Origin of the sequence: Sinobaca qinghaiensis (assembly GCF_003610495.1) — a bacterium.
GTDB lineage: Bacteria > Bacillota > Bacilli > Bacillales > Marinococcaceae > Sinobaca > Sinobaca qinghaiensis.
Genome location: NZ_RAPK01000013.1, coordinates 12315 through 33437, shown reverse-complemented (window position 1 = coordinate 33437; position 21123 = coordinate 12315). Strand labels below are relative to the sequence as shown.

Genomic DNA, 21123 nt, shown 5'->3' with positions numbered 1-21123 from the left:
GTAAAAAAGTAATTTATTTTATATATTAGATTTATTTCCCTAAACAGAATTGGGAAAACAGCTGGTCAATAAGTCCATCATGGACGTTTTCACCGATGATTTCACCTAGCATTTCCCAGGCTCTCGTAATATCAATTTGAATCATGTCAACAGGTACGCCCATTTCCACTGCTTCCAAAGCATCTTCAAGCGTCTGCCTCGTTTGATTCAGGAGACCGACGTGCCTCGCGTTGGAAATATAGCTTAAATCCGATCCTTCAATGCCTTCTTCAAAAAAGAGACTCGATACCGCCTGTTCCAGTTCATCAATGCCTTCATCTTTCAATAAGGATGCCGCAATAACAGGACGGCCGGAAGCAAGCTCCCGTACCCGGTCTTCATCTATCTTTTTATCCAGATCCGTTTTGTTTAACAGAATCACCGCATTCAGCCCGTGTATAGCCTTAAATAATGCCTCATCTTCTACAGAAAGTGCTTCTGCGCTGTTGAGTACAAGCAGAATGAGTTCTGCTTCCTGCAGTGCCTTTCTGGAGCGTTCCACGCCTATTTTTTCTACGATGTCTTCTGTATCCCGGATACCTGCTGTATCAATGAGACGCAGTGGTACACCACGTATATTAACGTATTCTTCCAATACATCCCGGGTCGTGCCTGGAATGTCTGTAACAATTGCTCTATTCTCATGAATCAGGCTGTTCATTAAAGACGATTTTCCTACATTCGGGCGGCCGATTATAGCTGTTCCCAGTCCTTCACGAAGAATTTTTCCCTGCTTGGCCGTAGACAACAGCTGCTTTACTTCGTCCCTCACGTGGGAAGTGTGTCTTTTTAAATTATCAAGAGTAACCGATTCCGCATCAAACTCAGGGTAATCAATATTTACTTCTACATGGGCTACCGTTTCGAGCAGCTCCCGGCGCAGGCGCCTGACCCGTTCCGAAAACCTGCCTTCCACCTGTTTTACAGCTGCATGCATGGCTTTATCCGTCTTAGCACGGATCAGATCCATTACGCCTTCTGCCTGAGAGAGATCGATTCTGCCATTAAGAAAGGCGCGTTTCGTAAATTCTCCCGGTTCAGCAAGCCTCGCACCCGCGCTCAGTACGAGATCAAGAACCCGATTAACGGAAACCAGACCGCCGTGGCAGTTTATTTCTATAATATCTTCTCTCGTAAATGTCCGGGGCGCCTGAAGGACTGACACCATAACCTCTTCTACCGTTTCGGCTGTTTCCGGGTCTACGATATGGCCGTATTGAATAGTGTGGGAGTCTGCCTCCTGCACCCGTTTCTTTCCTTTATACAGTGTATCAGCAATAGAAAAAGCCTGCTCCCCGCTCAATCGTACGATGGCAATTGCGCCTTCGCCGACCGGAGTGGAAATTGCGGCTATTGTATCAAATTCCATTCTAACTCCCGCTCCTCAGAATGAATAATAGTTTGCTTACATTATTTCATTTGGTTTTGTATTCCTAACTAAATAGAATAGCATAGGAATGAGTTTTCGGAAAGCATTGATTATCCACATGTGGATAACCTTCCTTCTTTTTTCATCCCACCTATTTTATTCACAAAAAAAGCCATCCCCGATATCAGGAATGGCTTGTCGTAATAATATCCGTATTGAGTATAAAGAAAAGCGGTTTTATTTTTTGGAAAGGAAAATAGCTACATAGCGGTGAGGTTCTTTTCCCTCAGAAGCTGTTTCGATATCTTTTTCATTTTGAAGCGCTGCATGAATAATTTTTCGTTCTCTGGAACTCATGGGCTCCAAAACTACTTTCCGTTTCGTTTTCCTTGCCTTATCAGCAAGTCTTGCTGCCAGCTGTTGAAGTGCCTCCCGACGTCTTTCCCGGTAATTTTCAGCATCCAGTGTAATATGCGAATACTTATCTGAATAGCGGTTCGCAGCTAAATTCACCAGATATTCAAGTGAATCAAGCGTTTTTCCGCGCTTTCCAATCAAAACACCGAGGTCTTCGCCTTGAATATCAAAAAGAACTTCTTTTTTCTTTTCTGTAATCTCTATTTCAGCTTTAGTACCCATTTCCTTTAAGACCTGTGTAAGAAACGCAGCTGCCTCTTTTGTCGGATCCTGTTTAACTTTAGCTTCAATAATAGCAGGTTTTCCTTTGAATAGACCGAGAAAACCTTTTACCGGAACCTGCACCAGCTCATACTCAAGCTGGTCTTCCTCTATACTCAATTCCAATAGCGCATTAGCTTTCGCTTCTTCTATTGTTTTTCCGGATACTGTTACTGTTTTCACTTCTTCTTCACTCCTCCAGCTTTCGGTTGTTTCGAGCCGTCTTCGCTGACACCATCTGCTGTTTTTGCATCACGCCTGTTTCTTGCACCCGGACCTGTAATGAAATAAGTCTGAATAATCATAAACAGGTTACCAATCACCCAATAAAGAGCCAGTGCGGATGGGAAGAAAAAGGCAAATCCGCCAATCATAAATGGCATCATGTACATAAGCATTTTCATCTGAGGGTTGTCTGAGACCATCATCATCTTTTGTTGGATAAATGTTGTAACCCCTGCAATGATCGGAAGTATATAATCGGGCTGTCCAAGCTGGAACCATAGGAATTCATGCGTTCCAATCTCTCTTGTACGCATTATCGCGTGATAGAAAGCAATAAGAATAGGCATTTGAATAAAGATTGGAAGACAACCGGCCAGTGGATTGATCCCTTTTGATTGGAACAATTTCATTGTTGCCTGCTGCAGTTCCTGCTGTGTTTTTTGGTCTTTCGCAGAATATTTTTCTCTCAGCTTCACAAGCTCAGGCTGAACTTCCTGCATCGCTTTGGCGCTTCTTGTCTGCTTGATCATTAAAGGAAGAATCAGAATACGGAGCATAATCGTTACAACGATAATTGACATGCCGTAGCTTTCTCCCAGTGTTTCTGCAATATAAATAATTAACCATGATAATGGATAAACAAAATACGAATTCCAAATACCTTCACTGTCTGCATTAATCGGCTGATTTACGTCAAAACAACCCGCCATGACGGTCATTAAAGCAACCAGCATTGCTACTAATCCTAACTTCTTTCGCACAACCGCTTCCTCCTTGATAAAAACAATCTTCATATAGTGTGAAACTATCGGGCTTATTTAAGAAAAAGGAATGATTAAATTTACAAAAAAATCCATTAAATTAAAAGTTTGTATGTATGGTTTGTCTTATTGCTAAATATATACAATTATAATGGTAAAATATTGAAATATAAAAGTAAGCGTTCGCTTTTTTCAAAAAAAAGAGCCCTTAACCATTTTAGCGAATATAAAAAGATAAAGAAAGAAAAGCCTGGCTGCTGTTTTAGAAAGAACGGCTGCCGCTTTTTCGCAAAACATGTTTAAAGCTTTTCTTCAATTCTTCATATTCCATTTCTAAAGCCGGCTTACGAGCGATAATAACATAATCTTTTTTTGGATCAAGAAAATCATCCAGTTCTTTCAATACTTCTCTTAAAAGGCGCTTCATTCTATTTCTAGTAACCGCATTGCCAAGCTTACGACTGACGGTTACGCCCACGCGGTATTCAGACTGGGCAGGCTTTTTAAGGACGTAGAGGACGAACTGACGGTTTGCATAAGAGGATCCTTTGTCAAACACCATGCTGAATTCATGATTCTTTTTTAATTTGTGCATTTTTTTCAAAACAGCGGCACCTCCGCCAGGGCCTTCAACAGACCATATGCTTAATTAACAGCAAGCTGTCTTGCTGCTTTAGAAACAAGCCCTCACAGAGCAGCACAGCATCCCTGCAGCTTATTTAAGCCGCTGCATGCAGAGACCGCTCTGCGAGGAAAAGTAAAAAAAGACCACTGTCAATATCAGTGGCCTTAGGCAGATAGTACTTTTCTTCCTTTACGACGGCGGTTTCTAATGATGTGACGGCCGTTTTTTGTACTCATTCTTGTACGGAAGCCATGATTCTTTTTGCGCTTGCGATTATTAGGATTAAACGTTGGTTTTCCCATTCTTAGCACCTCCTGGTGAGTAATTTATCGTTCTACTGTGCGGTAATTCTTCTATATCCCAGCCTTTATATTCTCAAAGAATCAATTTGATTGATTAAGCCGAAAGGGTACTTTACTGAAATATAACCTCTTGCACATTCCCGTAAAATTATATAGAGAAAGGGGGGCATCTGTCAATAGCAATCTTTTGATGCCGTAGCAGAGCAGAAAAATAAAACAAAGAATCGAGATTACATACTAGTGTGGATAACTTTCGGACATCATTTTTCCCATTTCGTCATTTTATATACAGGATATACACACAATATAGTAGTGTGGACAAATGTTTCCCACAAGGTATTGATTATGTGGATAACTATAAAAAAGTCCGTTGTTTTCGCTTTTTATTTTTGATATGATAGTTATGTTTTCCTCTGGATAACTTTGTGAAATAAAATACTTATCCACACCTGTTGATAACTTTGTGCATAACTTTCCACAGCCTCTGAATAGTTTTTCCACATAAAAAAGACTCATGTGGATAAGACGATTATGTACTATACTAAATGTTATCCACTTGTTATCAAGAGTTCCTTTTTAAAAAGTATACGAATATTTTTCCTTATACATAGGTTTAACTGCTATTTTATTTTTATCGGTAGCAATGAATAGTTTTACCGTGTACTATGGGACCGGCATGTTAAAAAAATAGATGGATACACCAGACTCGGTGGTGAACCGAGTTTTTTTTATCCGCTTATGTAATAAATAAAGCAATAAAGAAATAGAAAAGGAGGGTTAGAGAGTGCTGGAAAATATTAATGATTTATGGAACCAAACGCTTGAAATTATGAAGGAAAAGGTCAGCAAACCCAGTTATGAAACGTGGCTGAAGGCTACCAGGGCTTCCGAATTATATGATGATACTATCGTTGTTACTGCGCCGAATGAATTTGCCCGCGACTGGCTGGAAAACCGCTATTCCTCTTTAATATCAGATACGTTAAACGATCTCACCGGTTCAGAGCTGGATGTGAAATTTATCATCCCAGAAGCTGAACATGCGGATGATTTCACGGTTCCAGCTGCACCGAATGCTAAAAGAGAAAAAGACGACAGTTCCGAAAATGTGCCTAAAAGCATGCTTAACGATAAGTATTCTTTTGACACATTTGTTATCGGATCGGGAAATCGTTTTGCCCATGCGGCTTCCCTTGCAGTAGCCGAAGCCCCGGCAAAAGCATACAATCCGCTCTTCATTTATGGGGGAGTCGGCCTTGGCAAAACCCACCTGATGCACGCGATCGGACATTATGTTATCGACCATAATCCAAATGCCAGAGTTGTATATTTATCTTCCGAGAAATTCACCAATGAATTTATTAACTCTATCCGGGACAATAAAACAGTGAACTTCCGAAACAAATACAGGAATGTTGATGTGCTGTTAATAGATGATATTCAATTTTTAGCCGGCAAAGAACAGACGCAGGAAGAGTTTTTCCATACGTTTAACGCACTTCATGAAGAGTCCAAACAAATTGTTATTTCCAGTGACCGCCCGCCAAAAGAAATACCAACGCTTGAGGACCGGCTGCGTTCCAGGTTCGAATGGGGATTAATTACCGATATTACACCTCCTGATCTGGAAACAAGAATCGCTATCCTCCGCAAGAAAGCGAAAGCTGAAAAACTGGATATACCAAACGAAGTTATGCTTTATATTGCCAATCAAATAGATACAAACATCCGGGAGCTCGAAGGCGCTTTGATACGAGTTGTCGCCTATTCTTCCTTAATCAATCAGGACATGAATGCCGATCTGGCAGCTGAAGCCCTCAAGGATATTATTCCAAACAGCAAGCCAAAGAAAGTAACGATTGATGATATTCAAAGGCTCGTGGCCAGCCAGTACAGTCTGCAGCCGCAGGAACTGAAAGCAAAAAAACGCACAAAGGTTATTGCTTTTCCAAGGCAGATTGCAATGTATCTGTCCCGGGAAATGACAGAGTTTTCTCTTCCTAAAATTGGAGAGGAGTTTGGAGGGCGCGACCATACAACGGTTATTCACGCCCATGAAAAAATCTCAAAACTCGTTCATTCGGACAGCGATTTTCAAAAACAGCTGAAAGAGCTTATGGAACAACTAAAGGCATGATGAGGATAACATTTTAGTTATCAACATTCCATCCACATGTGGATAACTACGGCACTATTGGGGTTGCTTGACTTATCCACACTATTAACAGCCCCTACTACTACGACTATAAATTATTAAAATATATAATAAAGGAGTCTACCTATGCATTTTACTATTCAACGGGATGCTTTCGTTCACAGTGTTCAGCACGTTAACAAGGCCGTCTCTTCCAGGACAACTATTCCAATTCTTACAGGAATCAAGATAGAAGCGACCAATTATGGAGTGACACTGACAGGAAGCGATTCTGATATTTCGATTGAAACGTTCATACCGGCTAGTGATGGAGAAAAAGAATACGTAACGATAAAAGAAGAGGGCAGTATTGTGCTGCAGGCCCGTTTTTTTGCTGAAATAGTAAAAAAGCTGCCTGGAGAGGAAATCGAAGTCGCCGTTCAGGATCAATTCGCAACAACACTTCGTTCCGGAAGCGTTGTTTTTAACCTTAATGGACTAGATCCGGAAGAATATCCAAGACTTCCGCAGCTTGATGAAGATAATCATTTCCAAATGCCGCAGAATCTGCTTAAAGATATGGTACGACAAACCGTTTTTGCCGTGTCCACTCAGGAAACACGCCCCGTGTTGACAGGTGTAAACCTCGAAGGCGAGGAATCTGAATTAATCTGTACTGCAACAGACAGCCACCGCCTGGCAATGCGTAAAGCATCAGTAGAAACTAAAACAGGAGCTATGTCTTTATCAAACGTAGTCATTCCCGGAAAGAGTCTGAATGAGCTGAATAAAGTACTCGAAGATTCAACAGAGCTGGTGGATATTATTGTCACAGAAAGCCAGGTGTTATTTAAGTTTGAAAATCTGCTCTTTTTCTCCAGGCTTCTGGATGGCAAATACCCGGTTACGAAAAACATGATTCCCGATCATGCCAAAACAGAACTTGTGCTCCGTACAAAAGAGCTTTTATCTTCGCTGGAGCGGGCGCTTCTTCTTTCAAGAGAAGCTAAAAACAACGTCATCAACCTAAAAACAATGAACAACAGCGAAATAGAAGTAAGCTCTGTATCAGCAGAGGTAGGAAAAGTAACAGAAAAGATTTCATGTGATACAATGGAGGGAGAAGAACTCCGTATTTCTTTTAACGGCAAGAACATTATGGATGCCCTGAAAGTAATCGACAGTGAAACAATTAAAATCCGCTTCACCGGGGCAATGAGTCCATTTACTGTCCAGCCGACAGATCATGATCAAATGCTGCATTTATTTTCACCGGTAAGAACGTACTAAAACACACATGCCTCTGGGTTGAAAAAGCCAGGGGCTTTTCTGATGAAAGAGCGCCGCAGCAAGTATGTAAGCGTGGATTTCATATTGGCTTTATAAGGGGAAATTTAGTAAAATGTAAGATGATATAGTATGTCATTTCATTTCTGGCATAGGAGGCCCGGTATATGACAAATACAATTGAAATAAGCAAAGAATATATAACGCTGGGACAGCTTTTAAAAGAAGCGGGAGTTATTGATACCGGCGGAATGGCTAAGATTTTTCTGCTGGAATATAAAGCCTTTGTAAACGAGGAGCAGGACCAGCGGAGAGGGCGCAAGCTGTATCCCGGTGATGTGATCGAAATTGAGGGCGCTGGAGTGTTTGAAATAGCTTCCAGTACGAGCTGAGGAAAAGAGATTGTATATTAACGAAATCTCTTTAAAGCAATATCGGAATTACAATCAGCTTACCCTCCCGGTGGAAAATGAGATAAATGTTATACTTGGTGAAAATGCGCAGGGTAAAACAAATTTTATGGAAGCCATTCATGTGCTGGCTTTTGCTAAGTCACACCGGACATCCAAAGACAAAGAGCTGATTCAGTGGGATCAGGATTTTGCCAGGATCAGCGCGGAGGTAACCAAAAAGAACGGCCCTGCCTCCCTGCAGATGATTTTGTCAGAAAAAGGCAAAAAAGCAAAAGTGAACGGACTCGAGCAGAAAAAACTGAGCCAGTACATCGGTTCCTGCAACGTTGTTATGTTCGCCCCCGAAGATTTGTCGCTTGTAAAAGGCGGTCCCAATCTGAGAAGGCGCTTTCTCGACATGGAAATAGGCCAGATAAGCTCTGTCTATCTTCATGACCTTGGTATCTATCAGAAAATACTCAAACAAAGAAATCAGCTGCTAAAAGACATCTTCCCATCCGCTACAAAAGAACAGGATATGATGCTGCAGGTGCTGACTGATCAGCTTGTCCAAACGGCCTCTAAAGTTATCGGAAGGCGTTTTTCTTTTTTAAAGATGCTGCGTAACTGGGCTCAGGACATTCACTGGCAGATCAGCCGGCAGATGGAGAAGCTTGATATTGAATACAGTTCTTCAGCAGAGGTTGAGGAAGGAATGGATGAAAAAGCCATTGCTGCTTCTCTTCACCGGGCTTTTGAAAAAGCCTCGGACCGCGAAATAAGGCGGGGTATTTCTCTTGTTGGTCCCCACCGTGACGAACTGATTATAAAAATAAACGGCAGGGAAGCACAGACCTATGGTTCGCAGGGCCAGCAGCGGACAGCAGCCCTGTCTCTGAAACTCGCAGAAATTGAGCTTATTCACGACAACATTGGAGAGTATCCGATTTTACTCCTTGATGATGTGCTCTCAGAATTGGATCATTTCAGGCAGTCCCATCTGCTTCATGCTATACAGGGAAAAGTGCAGACGTTTGTCACAACGACAAGTATTGATGGCATTGAACATGAAACATTAAAAAAAGCTTCGACTTTTCATGCAGGCAGCGGCCTGCTGACACCAGCAGAGTAGGGAGGAAGACATATGTTTATTCATTTGGGCGGTGACATGATCATCCGGTCAAAAGATGTAGTCGCCATTCTCGATCAGACTTCCCATGCCTCTTCTAAAGACACGGCCCGTTTTATGGACGCCCGGAACAGCAGTCAGGTCGTAGAAATTTCAGAGGATTATACGAAATCAGTAGTTGTCACGCATGAAAAAGTGTACTTATCTCCTATTTCTTCTTTAACGTTAAAACGACGCGCACAGGTCATTTCAGAAATAGAAGATTTCAGCGAAGAATAATAGACACGCATACATTTGGAATATGGTAATGGAAGAGAAGGTGAATGTAATTGGCAATGGATCCAAATTCATATGATGAAAGCCAGATTCAGGTCCTGGAGGGCCTGGAAGCAGTTAGAAAACGTCCCGGCATGTACATTGGTTCAACTAGTTCCAGAGGACTTCACCACCTCGTGTGGGAAATTGTCGATAACAGCATTGATGAAGCAATGGGTGGTTACTGTGACTCAATATCCATTGTCATTGAAAAAGACAACAGCATTACGGTTCAGGATAACGGACGCGGTATTCCAGTCGGAAACCACGAAAAAATGGGACGTCCGGCTGTAGAAGTCATTATGACTGTTCTGCATGCAGGCGGTAAATTCGGCGGCGGCGGCTATAAAGTATCAGGCGGCCTTCACGGCGTTGGGGCTTCTGTAGTAAATGCTCTGTCAGAAGTATTGGAAATTGAAGTTCACCGCGAAGGTCACGTTTATCAGCAGACCTACCGCAGAGGCGTACCTCAGGAAGATCTGCAGATGGTCGGGGACACAGAAGTAACCGGTACAAAAATTCATTTCAAACCGGATGCAGATATTTTTACTGAAGTAACCGTATTTGATTATGAGATTCTGGCCACTCGTCTTCGTGAGATCGCTTTTCTAAATAAAGGACTCCGCATTTCCCTGAAAGACGAACGGGAAGACGGAAAAGAAGTAGAGTATCACTACGAAGGTGGAATTGCCTCTTTTGTAGAATATTTGAACCGCCAGAAAGAAGCGCTTCATGGAGAACCGATTTTTATCGAAGCGGACAGAGACGGTACGAAAATAGAAATTGCCGTACAGTATAACGATAGTTATACAAGCAACATTTATTCCTTTGCCAATAACATTAATACCCATGAAGGCGGAACGCACGAGTCCGGCTTTAAGACAGGACTCACGAGAGTAATAAATGATTATGCAAGACGAAATAATCTATTTAAAGAAAGTGATCCCAATCTGGTCGGAGACGATGTCAGAGAAGGTCTGACAGCTATTATTTCTGTAAAAATACCAGATCCGCAGTTTGAAGGCCAGACGAAGACAAAGCTTGGCAACAGTGAAGTCCGTACGGTTACGGATTCTTTGTTCAGCGAGCATTTTTCCCGCTTCCTGGCTGAAAATCCGGACACGGCCCGGAAAATTGTAGAAAAAGGCCTTATGGCTTCAAGAGCAAGAGATGCAGCCAAAAAAGCCCGTGAGTTAACAAGAAGAAAAAGTGCTTTGGAAGTTAGTTCCCTTCCCGGCAAGCTCGCAGACTGCTCCTCTAAAGATGCCTCCATCAGTGAGATCTATATTGTAGAGGGTGATTCTGCCGGCGGCTCTGCCAAGCAGGGACGCGATCGTCATTTTCAGGCGATTCTGCCGCTGCGCGGGAAAATTATTAACGTAGAAAAAGCAAGACTGGATAAAATTCTTGGAAACAATGAAATCCGTACAATTATTACCGCACTCGGTACGGGCATTGGAGAAGAATTTGATATTGAAAAAGCAAGGTATCACCGCATTATTATTATGACCGATGCGGATGTGGACGGGGCACATATTCGGACGTTGATCCTAACGTTCTTCTACCGCTACATGAGACCTTTGATTGAGAGAGGCTACATTTATATCGCCCAGCCGCCTTTGTATCAGGTGAAACAGGGTAAGACCATCCGCTATGCTTTTGATGAAAAAGAAAGAGACCAGATCTTTTCGGAGCTTCCAGCCCAGCCAAAACCGGGTGTGCAGCGCTATAAGGGTCTCGGCGAGATGAACCCGGATCAGCTTTGGGAGACGACGATGGATCCCGAAGGCCGTTCCCTGCTTCAGGTGGAACTTGAAGATGCAATGAAAGCAGATGAAGTATTTGAAATGTTAATGGGAGAGCGGGTGGAGCCGCGCCGTGATTTCATTCAGGCAAATGCCCACTACGTGAAAAATCTGGACATTTAACAGTGCCCGGCGGGGCTGTAAACAGGAATTAGAACGGCTTGAAACAGGAGGTTACAACATTGGCAGAGAATGAATCAAGAGTAACGGGGATAAATATCGGCCAGGAAATGAGAACCTCTTTCCTGGACTACGCGATGAGCGTTATCGTAAGCCGTGCTCTTCCGGATGTTAGAGATGGAATGAAGCCGGTTCACCGGCGTATTTTGTATGCAATGAACGAACTTGGCATGACGCCGGATAAACCTTTTAAGAAATCCGCACGTATTGTCGGAGAAGTTATAGGTAAGTATCATCCACACGGTGATTCTGCCGTATACGAAACGATGGTACGGATGGCGCAGGATTTCAGTTACCGCAATATGCTGATCAGCGGACACGGCAACTTTGGTTCCGTCGATGGCGATGCTGCGGCTGCAATGCGTTATACGGAAGCACGTCTGGCAAAAATCTCTATGGAAATGGTACGTGACCTGAACAAGGACACTATTGATTTCCAGGAAAACTATGATGGAAACGAAAGAGAACCGATTGTACTGCCGGCCCGATTCCCCAACCTTCTTGTAAACGGAGCTTCCGGGATTGCAGTGGGAATGGCAACGAATATTCCACCCCACCAGCTCGGCGAAGTCATTGACGGTGTTCTTGCTGTTGCGGATAACCCGGACATTACGATACCGGAACTCATGGAATATATTCCAGGACCTGATTTTCCAACAGGAGCCTCCATTATGGGGCGTCTCGGTATTAAACGTGCTTATCAGACCGGACGCGGCTCTATTATTATCCGCTCCAAAGCAGAGATTATCGAGCAGAAAAATGGCAAGCAGACGATTATTGTGGATCAGCTTCCCTATCAGGTCAACAAAGCCCGCCTGATTGAAAAGATTGCTGAATTGGCCCGCGATAAAAAAATCGAAGGCATTACGGACCTGCGCGATGAATCAGACCGCAATGGCATGCGGATTGTCATTGAAGTCAGAAGAGACGCCAATGCAAATGTTCTTTTGAACAATTTATATAAGCAGACCTCCCTGCAGACGAGCTTTGGTATTAATATGCTGGCTCTCGTAGACGGCCAGCCTAAAGTATTGAATTTAAAAGAAATGCTTTACCATTACCTTGAACATCAAAAAGTAGTCATTAAACGCCGTACAGCTTTTGAACTGAAAAAAGCAGAAGCCAGAGCTCATATTCTGGAAGGACTCCGCATTGCGCTTGATCACATCGACGCTATCATTACGTTGATCCGCGGATCCCAGACAACCGATGCGGCCAGAAGCGGCCTCATGGAAGAGTATGGACTCAGCTATGAACAGGCGCAGGCTATCCTTGATATGAGGCTGCAGCGTTTAACCGGCCTGGAACGCGATAAGATTGAAAATGAATACCAGGAGCTTTTAGAGCGCATCAATGAGCTTAAAGCTATTCTTGCCAGTGAAGAAAAAGTACTCGAAATCATCCGGGAAGAACTGCAGGATGTGAAAGAACGATTTAACGACAAACGCCGTACAAGCATTGAAGCAGGCGAAAATCAGATTGAAGATGAAGATTTAATCCCAAGACAAAACGTAGTTATCACGATTACCCATAATGGCTATTTAAAGCGGATGCTGAGCAGTACGTACCGCAGCCAGAAACGTGGCGGACGCGGCGTTCAGGGAATGGGAACCAACGACGAAGACTTTGTGGAACATTTATTTACCACAGGCTCCCATCAGACGATTCTTTTCTTCACGAATAAAGGAAAGGCCTATCGGTTGAAGGCTTATGAGATACCAGAACTGTCCCGGACAGCTAAAGGTATCCCGGCGATTAACCTTCTTCAGATCGAAAAGGACGAATATATCAGCACGGTGATGCCGGTGGAAGAATTTACCGATGATACGTATCTTTTCTTTCTGACTAAAAAAGGAATCTCCAAGCGTTCTCCTTTATCTGCTTTTTCCAATATTCGTAAGGGCGGCCTGTTTGCCATTAACGTCAGGGAAGACGATGAGCTTTACGGCGTAAGGCTGACAAAAGGAGAAGATCACATTATCCTTGGCACAAAGCACGGCATGGCTATTCATTTTCTTGAACAGGATGTCCGCGCAATGGGACGTACAGCTTCCGGCGTAAAAGCGATCAGCTTAACAGGTGACGATGAAATCGTCGGCATGGACATCGCAAGCGAAGACCGGGATGTACTGGTTGTTACAGACAAAGGGTACGGCAAGCGTACTCCAATCAGTGAATTCAAGGTACAGCACCGTGGCGGTAAAGGCCTGAAGGCGACAAACCTGACGGAACGAAACGGCACGCTTATTGCGATGAGATGCGTTGGAGAAGAGCAGGAAATTATGATCATGACGGCTCACGGGGTATTAATCCGGATGAGCGTAGAAGGTATTTCCACCATGGGACGCTATGCCCAGGGAGTCCGTTTAATCCGTCTCGGCGACGGGGAGCTTGTTTCTACTGTTGCTCCTGTGGACTCTCCTGAAGAAGAGGCACTGCTCGAAGATGGTACAGAAGAGGTACTTGCTTCTGATGACATGGAAATGACGGAAACAGATAACGAAAGCGAAGCGACAACCAATGACGGCCCGGAAGAGCCTGAGGAATAATAAATAACGGGCAGCCCTTTACGAAGGGCTGCTTTTTATATAAACCGTCTGAAAAAGGGGTATTTTCCTGTTATTAGAAAAGTAAGCCCTACCAGTTTTCGGAATGTTTAAACATATGCATATTAGTCGTGACACGGCAGAAAAAAATGATAAGATATGTAGAAATCATAAGTCATCATCAAGAAACGGGCATCTATCGATCATAAGTGATCGGAAAAATTTTACAGGCGGAAAGGATGAATATCATATGCGTGAAGATAAATTTGGAAAAGAGGGGTTAACGTTTGATGACGTGCTTCTAATCCCGGATCGTTCAGAGATCCATCCCCGGGACGTTTCCGTAAAAACGTCACTAACAGATAAGCTTCCGTTAAACCTTCCTATCATCAGTGCGGGAATGGACACCGTAACAGAAGCAGGAATGGCTATTGCTATTGCAAGAGAAGGCGGACTTGGAATTATTCATAAGAACATGTCTATGGAAGAGCAGGCGGAAATGGTTGACCGTGTAAAGCGTTCCGAAAGCGGCGTTATTACGGATCCTTTTTATCTTACCGCAGACCGGCAGGTATTCGATGCGGAGCATCTAATGGGGAAATTCCGCATCTCCGGCGTGCCGATTGTAGATGAAAATAGAAAGCTCGTCGGTATTTTGACAAACCGGGACCTTCGTTTTATTGAAGACTATTCTATTAAAATTGAAGACGTTATGACAAAAACAAATCTTATTACTGCTTCAGTAGGGACTACACTGAAAGAAGCAGAAAAAATCCTTCAGGAACACCGGATTGAAAAGCTTCCTCTCGTAGAGAAGGATGGCACATTAAAAGGATTAATTACTATTAAAGATATTGAAAAACTCATTGAATTTCCTCATTCAGCTAAAGACGAGCATGGCCGTCTTCTGGCCGGAGCAGCTGTCGGCGTCACGGCGGATGTATTAAAGCGGGTGGAAGTACTCGTCAATGCAGGTGTCGATGCACTGGTTATTGATACGGCACACGGCCACTCAAAAGGTGTGCTGGATAAAATAGCTGAAATCCGCAGTGCGTATCCGGATGTTATTTTAATAGCAGGAAACGTTGCCACGGCCGGTGGAACGCGCGATTTAATTGAAGCAGGCGCCGATGTTGTAAAAGTCGGTATCGGTCCCGGCTCTATCTGCACCACCCGGGTTGTTGCAGGCGTCGGCGTGCCGCAGATTACAGCAATCTTTGACTGCGCTTCGGAAGCGGAAAAGCATAACGTTCCGATCATTGCAGACGGGGGCATTAAATACTCCGGTGACATTGTAAAAGCACTGGCGGCAGGAGGACACGCGGTCATGCTCGGCAGCCTTCTGGCTGGTGTATCAGAGAGCCCGGGAGAACGTGAAATTTTCCAGGGGCGTCAATTTAAGGTATACCGCGGTATGGGTTCCATGGCTGCGATGGAAAAAGGAAGCAAGGACCGCTACTTTCAGGAAGACAACCAAAAGCTTGTACCGGAAGGCATTGAAGGTAGAACACCATATAAAGGGCCTCTCGCCGACACCGTACATCAGCTGATTGGCGGTATTCGTGCCGGCATGGGTTACTGCGGTACGGCTACTCTGGAAGACCTCCGGGAAAATGGACGGTTTATCCGGATTACTAATGCCGGTCTGCGCGAGAGTCATCCACATGACGTGCAGATTACAAAAGAATCACCAAACTACAGCCTGTAACACAGCTGATTGATAAAACACTCAAGTTAAGCCTGCTTGAGTGTTTTTTTTATATGAATTTAACTTAATATTGGGGTTTAGTTACAGTTTGTTGTCTATTCATTTACAAGCGGCTGTGATAAACTAACGGAAGTATATTCCGGAGGTGCGTTACATTTATGAATAGCTTATTAAAATCCAGCCTGGCTCTATGTATAGCCGTTATTATGCTGGCTGGCTTGCATATGGATGTGGAAGCAGAAGCTCCTGCTTTAGAGGCAGAAGCTGCGATTTTAGTAGATGCTGAGACAGGAGAGATTGTGTATCAGGATAATATTGATACAAGTCTGCCTCCTGCAAGTATGTCCAAAATGATGGCTGAATATTTAGTCCATCAAGCCATAGACGAACAGACTGCAGCATGGAAAGATGAAGTCGAAATCAGCAGCAAAGTAGCTGCATTATCAACCAGGCCGGGACTGGCAAATGTCCCTCTGCGTGAATCACAGACTTATACAATCGAAGAGCTGTATGAAGCAATGGCTGTAGATTCGGCCAACGGGGCTACCGTTGCTTTAGCAGAACACCTGGCCGGCTCCGAGCGGGCCTTTGTTGATGAAATGAACGCCAAAGCAGAAGAGCTTGGTATGAGCGATTATAAATTTGTGAATGCCAGCGGGCTCAACAATGCTTCGATGGCCGGCGAGCATCCATCCGGTACAGGTGCTGATGAAGAAAACATGATGTCTGCCAGGGATACCGCCATATTAGCGTATTCTCTGCTGCATGATTACCCGGAGATTCTGGATATTGCTTCTGAGGAAGAAGTGGTATTCGGAGAAGGCACCGCCGATGAAGCGGTTATAGAGAACTGGAATTGGATGCTTCCCGGTTTCGAGCATGAGTACGAAGGGGTGGACGGCTTAAAAACCGGCTCTACCAATTTGGCGGGCAATGCTTTTGCCGGAACAGTCGAAAGAGACGGGCGCCGGTACATTTCCGTAGTCATGCGTACCGACTCCAGGGACGCCCGCTTCTCAGAAACTGCCAGATTATATGATTACGGTTTTGATACTATTTCGGAAAATGTGTACGTGGAAGAAGGAGAAAGCCTACAGGGAAGCAGCACCGTCCCCGTATCACGAGGCCGAGGTGATGAAGCAGCCGTAGTAGCCGGGGACAGCATTTCAGCATATGCAGAAGAAGGCAGTAAAGATCCGCAAATCGATACGATGCTTGATTCAGGGAAAGTTGACGAAGAAGGAAACCTGAAAGCTCCTGTTGAAAAAGGAGAAGTTGTCGGGACCATTCGTCTTCAGGCGGACGGTGTGGGCAGTGAATACCTGCTGGATTCCATGAAAGTACCAAATCGTGTACCTCTTATTGCAGACGAAACGATTGAGGAAGCTACCTGGTTTTCTTCTGCTCTTGATAATGTAGGTGGTTTGTTTAATACGATTCGTTATAATGCCGGAGACTGGATGAAGAATATTTTATAAAATATTCTTCATTTTCTTTTTTATAGAAAGCCCGTGCGAATGTCTTTATTCCTTGACGAAGCAGTGATACAATAGGAATAGTGGTGCAATACAGAGTTATCCTATTGCCTTTTAAAGGAAAGTCTGCAATAAAGGAGAAGCTTTGTCATAAATAGAGATAAACCGCTTAGATGCTAAGCGGTATTATACAGCGGAGGGATTATTATAATGGCAGATAGAGGAACTGATCGAGTAAAAAGAGGTATGGCTGAAATGCAAAAAGGCGGCGTCATTATGGACGTTATTAATGCCGAACAGGCTAAAATAGCAGAAGAGGCGGGAGCAGTTGCTGTTATGGCGCTTGAACGTGTTCCTTCTGATATCCGTGCAGCAGGCGGCGTAGCACGCATGGCCGATCCTACAATTGTAGAAGAAGTCATGGCAGCGGTATCGATTCCAGTTATGGCTAAAGCACGTATCGGCCATATTGTTGAAGCCCGTGTACTTGAAGCGCTGGGCGCAGACTATATTGACGAGAGTGAAGTACTAACGCCGGCAGATGAAGTATATCATTTGGATAAGAGCGGATTTACCGTGCCGTTTGTCTGCGGAGCAAGAGATCTTGGAGAGGCTATGCGCCGTGTAGGTGAAGGAGCTTCCATGCTTCGTACAAAAGGCGAGCCCGGTACAGGAAACATTGTAGAAGCCGTGCGCCATATGAGAATGATTCAGTCGCAGGTGAAGCGAGTTATCGGTATGTCCCGTGACGAACTAATGACAGAAGCCAAGAACCTTGGAGCGCCATATGAGCTTCTTCTGCAGATTCAGGAACACAAAGGCCTTCCGGTCGTAAACTTCGCTGCAGGAGGCATTGCTACTCCTTCAGATGCAGCGCTTATGATGCAGCTGGGCGCAGATGGTGTTTTTGTTGGATCCGGTATTTTCAAATCCAACCAGCCGGAGAAATTTGCCCGCGCGATCGTAGAAGCTACAACTCATTATGATGACTATGAATTAATCGGACGCGTATCTAAAGATATCGGAGAAGCAATGAAAGGCCTGGAAATTTCCACGCTTGCTCCCGGTGACCGTATGCAGGACCGCGGCTGGTAATCCGCTATTATAAAGCTTGAAAGAAGGAATGCTAACATGGTGAAAATTGGTGTACTTGCTTTACAGGGAGCTGTCCGGGAACATGTGAAAAGCCTGGAAGCTCCAAATACAGAAGTCGTAATTATTAAACGGGTTGAGCAGCTAGATGACTTGGACGGCCTTGTATTTCCTGGAGGAGAAAGTACGACCATGCGCCGCTTAGTAAACAAATACGGTTTTTTCCAGCCTCTCCGCGATTTTGCCGAGGCGGGAAAACCTATTTTCGGTACATGTGCCGGCTTAATTCTCATGGCTGAAAAAATTGAAGGCTCGGACGAAGAAGGCCATCTGCAATTGATGGACATGAAGGTGGAACGAAACGCTTTCGGACGCCAGCGGGAAAGTTTTGAAACCACGCTGGTGATTGATCAGGTGGCTGATGACGTAGAAGCCGTCTTTATCCGTGCCCCTCTTATTTCTGAAGCTGGAGAAGCCGTTGATATTCTGGCAGAGTATGAGGGAGAAATTGTGGCAGCTAAACAAAATCACCTGCTTGCCTGCTCATTTCATCCGGAATTAACAGATGATGCCCGTCTGCATCAATTTTTTGTTAAAATGGTAAAAGAAGCAAAAGAAACAAGGCCGGCGCCGGAAACGGCGAGGCCTGTATAAAGCATTGATGGATACTAGTACTGAATACAATTGGGAGCCAGAGAGCCTGTGCAGTGGTGGAAGCAGGCGCCGTTTATTCAGGAATCCGATCCGGAGTGGAGAAGTGAACGTAAAGTAGTTTCTCCCGGCTCATCCCCGTTAGTCTGATGAACAAAGAGGCAGCAGAATATGCTGCAATCTGGGTGGCAACGCGGGTAAACTCCCGTCCCTTTTCTATAAAGGGACGGGAGTTTTTTGTTTGAAATACCTGATTATTAAATAAGAGGAGGCAGTAATATGCTGGATGTAAAAAGACTGAGAAAAGATTTTGACGCAGTAAAGAAAAAACTGGAAAAAAGAGGAGAAAATATCGATGAGCTCGATCGTTTTCTGGAACTCGATGAAAGCCGGAGAAACCTTATTCAAAAAACCGAAGAATTAAAAAAGAGACGCAATGAGGTTTCCCAGGAGGTAGCAAAGCGTAAGCGCGAAAATATAGATGCCCAGGATTTGATTGATGAAACGAAAAACGTTTCTATAAATATGAAACAGTATGATGAAGAACTCCGAGCTGTAGAAGAAGATCTGCAGCAGCTGATGCTTACTATTCCTAATATTCCTCATGAGAGCGTGCCGATTGGGGAAAGTGAAGAAGACAACGAAGAAATTCGTACCTGGGGGGAGATTCCTTCTTTTCCCTTCCCGGTAAAGGCACATTGGGATCTCGGTGTAGAGCTTGGCATGCTGGATTTTGAGCGTGCTTCCAAAGTCACCGGCAGCCGCTTTGTTTTTTATAAAGGAGCCGGAGCTAAGCTGGAACGGGCTTTAATTTCCTATATGATGGATCTTCATTCAGACAAACATGAATACGAAGAAGTTATTCCTCCTTACATGGTCAACCGGGAAAGCATGACAGGAACAGGTCAGCTTCCGAAATTTGAAGAAGACGCGTTTAACATCCGTGAAGAAGACTACTTTTTGATTCCTACTGCCGAAGTGCCTGTTACTAATATGCACCGCGATGAAATTATCGAAGGATGGAAGCTGCCTTTCGGCTACTCTGCCTACAGCGCCTGCTTCCGTTCAGAGGCAGGATCAGCCGGGAGGGATACAAGAGGCCTTATCCGCCAGCACCAGTTCAATAAAGTAGAGCTTGTACGCTTTGTCCATCCAGAAGACTCTTACAGCCAGCTGGAACTGTTAACCGGCCATGCAGAAAAGGTTCTTCAGGATCTGGAGCTTCCTTACCGTGTGCTGAACATGTGTACAGCAGATCTGGGATTTACGGCTGCAAAAAAATACGACATTGAAGTGTGGCTTCCGAGCTACGAGGATTATAAAGAAATTTCTTCCTGCAGCAACTTTGAAGATTTTCAGGCCCGCCGTGCCAATATTAGATTTAAGCGTGACCCGAAAGCCAAAACAGAATTTGTGCACACGCTGAATGGATCCGGATTAGCAGTTGGAAGAACGGTAGCTGCTCTGATGGAGAACCATCAGGAAGAAGACGGTTCCATACGAATTCCAAAAGTCCTGCAGAATTACATGGGCGGCAGAACTCATATTCAAGCTAAATAAATTACCAGTTTTTTCTAAGATTAACAGGAGAGTGAAGTTACTCTCCTGTTTTTTTGTCTACGAATTTTTCAGAGGAATTCATAAAAAAATTGCAATGTAAGCGTTATCAATGTATGATTTAACAGGAAGTAATGATATTTTCGTAATGATTGATGTTAGATAATCTGTCATTTAAATTTAATAAAATTGTAAAAACAATATTGCAAATATTCTATGTAGTACTTATAATAACCTTAATCAAATAAATAAATCTTGCGAATTATCTCAATATTCATTCCAGATATTAATTAATTCGTAAGAATAAAAGAAAAACGCAACGAAAATATCATAGTGAGAAGATGTGATGCACAATGAGCCAGCTGGATAGCACAGATATGGCTATTCTGGGATACCTTCAGGAGAATGGGAAAAGATCTTACAGTGAGGTAGCAAGACATTTAGAATGCAGTGAAGGGACGATCAGGGCTCGTATTAATAAAATGCTGAATGCCGGTGTGTTTGAATTTATTATTCATACTAATCCCAATAAGGTTGGGCTGGAGGTACAGGCGATTATCGGCTTTTCAACAAGGCTTGGCGCGCAGGAGGAAATCGCCAGATGTCTGCAGAAGCATCCGGAAGTAAGGTTTGTAGGGGCTTTTTCAGGCAAGCATGATCTTATTATACAAGCTTATTTCAAAAGCAATGAGGACCTGGTTAATTTTGTTAACAAAGAACTTGCAAAAATTGACGGGATTTTAAATGCCGATGTGAATGTAGAGCTTAAACAGTACAAGGATTCATTTTCCTATATTCGTACAGAAGAATAGAAACTACATTGAGGGGGGTGAGAAAAATTTGTTTTATCCGC

At 43.8% G+C, this 21123-nt stretch carries 18 protein-coding genes and 1 other annotated feature; of the genes, 13 read left to right on the top strand and 5 right to left on the bottom strand.

Annotated elements, in window-relative coordinates:
* Positions 1-31: 31 nt before the first annotated feature.
* The 5 genes from mnmE to rpmH form a co-directional block, all read right to left on the bottom strand.
* Positions 32-1408 (bottom strand): tRNA uridine-5-carboxymethylaminomethyl(34) synthesis GTPase MnmE, encoded by a 1377-nt coding sequence (gene mnmE, locus ATL39_RS16540; RefSeq protein ID WP_120194489.1) that lies wholly within the window; start codon positions 1406-1408, stop codon positions 32-34.
* A 237-nt stretch (positions 1409-1645) separates the two neighbouring features.
* The gene (jag, locus tag ATL39_RS16535; RefSeq protein WP_120194488.1) at positions 1646-2269 is read right to left on the bottom strand and encodes an RNA-binding cell elongation regulator Jag/EloR; all 624 of its coding nucleotides are present in this window, start codon (positions 2267-2269) and stop codon (positions 1646-1648) included.
* Positions 2266-3072, bottom strand: coding sequence for a YidC family membrane integrase SpoIIIJ (spoIIIJ, locus tag ATL39_RS16530; protein WP_120194487.1), 807 nt, complete (start codon positions 3070-3072; stop codon positions 2266-2268). Before spoIIIJ ends, jag begins: the two co-directional genes overlap by 4 nt.
* A gap of 262 nt (positions 3073-3334) precedes the next feature.
* Positions 3335-3676, bottom strand: a complete 342-nt coding sequence (gene rnpA / locus ATL39_RS16525) for a ribonuclease P protein component (protein WP_147419365.1) — start codon at positions 3674-3676, stop codon at positions 3335-3337.
* A 185-nt stretch (positions 3677-3861) separates the two neighbouring features.
* Positions 3862-3999 (bottom strand): 50S ribosomal protein L34, encoded by a 138-nt coding sequence (gene rpmH, locus ATL39_RS16520; RefSeq protein ID WP_120194486.1) that lies wholly within the window; start codon positions 3997-3999, stop codon positions 3862-3864.
* 787 nt (positions 4000-4786) lie between these two features.
* Between rpmH and dnaA the strand changes: the two genes are divergently transcribed.
* The 13 genes from dnaA to ATL39_RS16455 all read left to right on the top strand — a co-directional run bounded on the left by dnaA (position 4787) and on the right by ATL39_RS16455 (position 21082).
* Entirely contained in the window at positions 4787-6136 is a 1350-nt protein-coding gene (gene dnaA, locus ATL39_RS16515) for a chromosomal replication initiator protein DnaA (RefSeq protein WP_120194548.1), read from the top strand.
* Positions 6137-6280: 144 nt separating this feature from the next.
* The gene (dnaN, locus tag ATL39_RS16510; RefSeq protein WP_120194485.1) at positions 6281-7423 is read left to right on the top strand and encodes a DNA polymerase III subunit beta; all 1143 of its coding nucleotides are present in this window, start codon (positions 6281-6283) and stop codon (positions 7421-7423) included.
* Between the two features lie 164 nt (positions 7424-7587).
* Positions 7588-7812 (top strand): S4 domain-containing protein YaaA, encoded by a 225-nt coding sequence (gene yaaA / locus ATL39_RS16505; RefSeq protein ID WP_120194484.1) that lies wholly within the window; start codon positions 7588-7590, stop codon positions 7810-7812.
* Between the two features lie 10 nt (positions 7813-7822).
* Positions 7823-8944 carry a DNA replication/repair protein RecF gene (gene recF, locus ATL39_RS16500; RefSeq protein ID WP_120194483.1) on the top strand — a complete coding sequence of 374 codons (1122 nt, stop codon included), beginning with the start codon at positions 7823-7825 and terminating at the stop codon, positions 8942-8944.
* 12 nt (positions 8945-8956) lie between these two features.
* Positions 8957-9220 (top strand): extracellular matrix regulator RemB, encoded by a 264-nt coding sequence (gene remB, locus ATL39_RS16495; RefSeq protein WP_120194482.1) that lies wholly within the window; start codon positions 8957-8959, stop codon positions 9218-9220.
* A 50-nt stretch (positions 9221-9270) separates the two neighbouring features.
* The gene (gene gyrB, locus ATL39_RS16490; protein WP_425453037.1) at positions 9271-11184 is read left to right on the top strand and encodes a DNA topoisomerase (ATP-hydrolyzing) subunit B; all 1914 of its coding nucleotides are present in this window, start codon (positions 9271-9273) and stop codon (positions 11182-11184) included.
* 107 nt (positions 11185-11291) lie between these two features.
* Complete coding sequence (gene gyrA, locus ATL39_RS16485) at positions 11292-13790, top strand: DNA gyrase subunit A (protein ID WP_245961021.1); 2499 nt, start codon at positions 11292-11294, stop codon at positions 13788-13790.
* A gap of 247 nt (positions 13791-14037) precedes the next feature.
* Complete coding sequence (gene guaB, locus ATL39_RS16480; RefSeq protein WP_120194480.1) at positions 14038-15495, top strand: IMP dehydrogenase; 1458 nt, start codon at positions 14038-14040, stop codon at positions 15493-15495.
* Positions 15496-15653: 158 nt separating this feature from the next.
* On the top strand, positions 15654-16973 hold the full coding sequence (locus tag ATL39_RS16475; RefSeq protein ID WP_120194479.1) for a D-alanyl-D-alanine carboxypeptidase family protein: 1320 nt from the start codon (positions 15654-15656) through the stop codon (positions 16971-16973).
* A gap of 207 nt (positions 16974-17180) precedes the next feature.
* The gene (gene pdxS / locus ATL39_RS16470; RefSeq protein ID WP_120194478.1) at positions 17181-18065 is read left to right on the top strand and encodes a pyridoxal 5'-phosphate synthase lyase subunit PdxS; all 885 of its coding nucleotides are present in this window, start codon (positions 17181-17183) and stop codon (positions 18063-18065) included.
* A gap of 36 nt (positions 18066-18101) precedes the next feature.
* Positions 18102-18716 carry a pyridoxal 5'-phosphate synthase glutaminase subunit PdxT gene (pdxT, locus tag ATL39_RS16465; protein ID WP_120194477.1) on the top strand — a complete coding sequence of 205 codons (615 nt, stop codon included), beginning with the start codon at positions 18102-18104 and terminating at the stop codon, positions 18714-18716.
* Positions 18712-18929: a binding site (T-box leader), on the top strand. Its footprint overlaps the gene before it by 5 nt.
* Positions 18930-18992: 63 nt before the next feature.
* Positions 18993-20273, top strand: a complete 1281-nt coding sequence (serS, locus tag ATL39_RS16460; RefSeq protein WP_120194476.1) for a serine--tRNA ligase — start codon at positions 18993-18995, stop codon at positions 20271-20273.
* A gap of 350 nt (positions 20274-20623) precedes the next feature.
* A complete protein-coding gene (locus tag ATL39_RS16455) occupies positions 20624-21082 on the top strand; it encodes an Lrp/AsnC family transcriptional regulator (protein ID WP_120194475.1) in 459 nt (152 codons plus the stop codon).
* Positions 21083-21123: the final 41 nt, after the last annotated feature.

Excerpts from the sequence above, each read along its gene's own strand:
- mnmE (WP_120194489.1), bottom strand. The coding sequence starts at position 1,408 with ATGGAATTTGATACAATAGCCGCAATTTCCACTCCGGTCGGCGAAGGC.
- rpmH (WP_120194486.1), bottom strand. The coding sequence starts at position 3,999 with ATGGGAAAACCAACGTTTAATCCTAATAATCGCAAGCGCAAAAAGAAT.
- dnaN (WP_120194485.1), top strand. The coding sequence starts at position 6,281 with ATGCATTTTACTATTCAACGGGATGCTTTCGTTCACAGTGTTCAGCAC.
- yaaA (WP_120194484.1), top strand. The coding sequence starts at position 7,588 with ATGACAAATACAATTGAAATAAGCAAAGAATATATAACGCTGGGACAG.
- remB (WP_120194482.1), top strand. The coding sequence starts at position 8,957 with ATGTTTATTCATTTGGGCGGTGACATGATCATCCGGTCAAAAGATGTA.
- gyrA (WP_245961021.1), top strand. The coding sequence starts at position 11,292 with ATGAGAACCTCTTTCCTGGACTACGCGATGAGCGTTATCGTAAGCCGT.
- guaB (WP_120194480.1), top strand. The coding sequence starts at position 14,038 with ATGCGTGAAGATAAATTTGGAAAAGAGGGGTTAACGTTTGATGACGTG.
- ATL39_RS16475 (WP_120194479.1), top strand. The coding sequence starts at position 15,654 with ATGAATAGCTTATTAAAATCCAGCCTGGCTCTATGTATAGCCGTTATT.
- pdxS (WP_120194478.1), top strand. The coding sequence starts at position 17,181 with ATGGCAGATAGAGGAACTGATCGAGTAAAAAGAGGTATGGCTGAAATG.
- pdxT (WP_120194477.1), top strand. The coding sequence starts at position 18,102 with ATGGTGAAAATTGGTGTACTTGCTTTACAGGGAGCTGTCCGGGAACAT.
- serS (WP_120194476.1), top strand. The coding sequence starts at position 18,993 with ATGCTGGATGTAAAAAGACTGAGAAAAGATTTTGACGCAGTAAAGAAA.
- ATL39_RS16455 (WP_120194475.1), top strand. The coding sequence starts at position 20,624 with ATGAGCCAGCTGGATAGCACAGATATGGCTATTCTGGGATACCTTCAG.